We start from the raw sequence: 1,633 nt of genomic DNA, 5'->3' as shown, positions 1-1,633 counted from the left end.
AACTCGTCGCGGAAACGGGCGTTGAAGCTTTCGCAGTATCCGTTCTCCCAAGGCGATCCAGGTTCGATGTAAGCCGTTTTCGCGCCGACAGCTTTGATCCAGTCCTGTACGGCTTGAGCAACGAACTCCGGGCCATTGTCAGACCGAATGAACGAAGGCACGCCGCGCAGGATGAACAGGTCGCTCAGCACATCGATCACGTTGCCTGAGTTCAACTTCCTGTCGACACGGATCGCCAGACATTCCCGGCTGTACTCTTCGATGATATTCAATGTCCGGAACGCCTTCCCATCGTCCGTGCGGCAATGCACGAAGTCATATGACCAAACATGGTTTGGATGCTCAGGCCGCAACCGGACACACGATCCATCATTCAGCCAAAGCCGTCCYTTYYTTGGTTGYTTCATTGGCACCTTCAGCCCCTCTCGTCGCCACAGTCTTTCGACGCGCTTATCGTTCACATGCCAGCCAGCATCTCTGAGCATTGCTGCAATCCGACGATAGCCATACCGTCCATATTGCCGGGTTAGCTCGATCATATCTGCCACCAAGCGCTCTTCGTCTGGACGACCAATGGGTACCTTGCGCTGTGTCGATCGGTGTTGTCTCAGAACGCGACACGCGCGACGTTCCGAAACGTTCAGTTCTGCACGAACACGATCAATGCAGGTACGGCGACGAGCGGGGCTCAGAAGTTTCCCTTTGCGGCCACCGCCAGGATCAGCTTGTCCAGGGTCAGATCCGAAACAGCCTTGCGTAGCCGCTCATTCTCTTTCTGAAGACGCTTAAGTTCCTTCAATTGGTCCGTGCCCATTCCACCGTACTTTTTCTTCCAGCGGTAGAACGTCTGTTCAGTCACGCCGATCTGGCGGATCGCATCCAGACGCGGCATCCCTTGCCCCGTCAGAACCTCAACCTGCCGTAACTTCGTAACAATTTCCTCTGGCTTTGGTCGCTTGTTTGCCATCTGTTTCCTCCGTTTTCCTAAACATAGCGGAGGACCACTTCAGTGGGGGAAGACCATACCCATCCCCCGACCTAACCAGGTCTGGTGTGCTGACATCAGCTACATCCCGATGCGCCGGGGGTTTCTCTATCTCGTGGCCATCATGGATTGGCACAGCCGGAAGGTGCTGAGCTGGCGGCTCTCGAACAGTTCGGCATGAGGCCGCCATAGGTCTGAGGACTATGCCGGACGGACGCGGGGTTCTGCGTCGAGGCTTTGAAAGAAGCGCTGGCTCGATACAGCACCCCCGAGATTTTCAACACCGATCAAGGATCCCAAYTCACCAGCACCGACTTCACCGACGTGCTGCGCGACGCAAAGATCAAAATCTCGATGGATGGCCGGGGCCGCTGGATCGACAACCGGATGATCGAGCGGCTCTGGCGATCCCTCAAATACGAATGCGTCTACTTGAACGCCTTCGAAACAGGTTCCGAAGCCCGGGACGGGATCGGTGACTGGATCAGCTACTACAACRAAAGACGCCCGCACTCATCACATGGGATCATGACGCCGGACGAGGCCTATGACARGCAATCTCCGGACCTGAAGGTTGCCGCCTGAAATGAAACCAATGCTATAGCTTAGCACGGCGGCAAACTGGTCGAATTTCAAGGACCACCTCTG

At 55.9% G+C, this 1,633-nt stretch carries 2 pseudogenes; one reads left to right on the top strand and one right to left on the bottom strand.

Annotated elements, in window-relative coordinates:
- A pseudogene (locus FEV53_RS20175) lies at positions 1 to 967 on the bottom strand (IS3 family transposase); the annotation flags it as partial.
- A gap of 49 nt (positions 968 to 1,016) precedes the next feature.
- Between FEV53_RS20175 and FEV53_RS20170 the strand changes: the two are divergent.
- Positions 1,017 to 1,570: pseudogene (locus FEV53_RS20170) on the top strand (IS3 family transposase); the annotation flags it as partial.
- Between the last annotated feature and the right edge of the window lie 63 nt (positions 1,571 to 1,633).

The organism is Palleronia caenipelagi, from assembly GCF_007004065.1.
Classification (GTDB): Bacteria; Pseudomonadota; Alphaproteobacteria; order Rhodobacterales; family Rhodobacteraceae; genus Palleronia; species Palleronia caenipelagi.
This window is presented reverse-complemented; position numbering and strand designations above follow the sequence as displayed.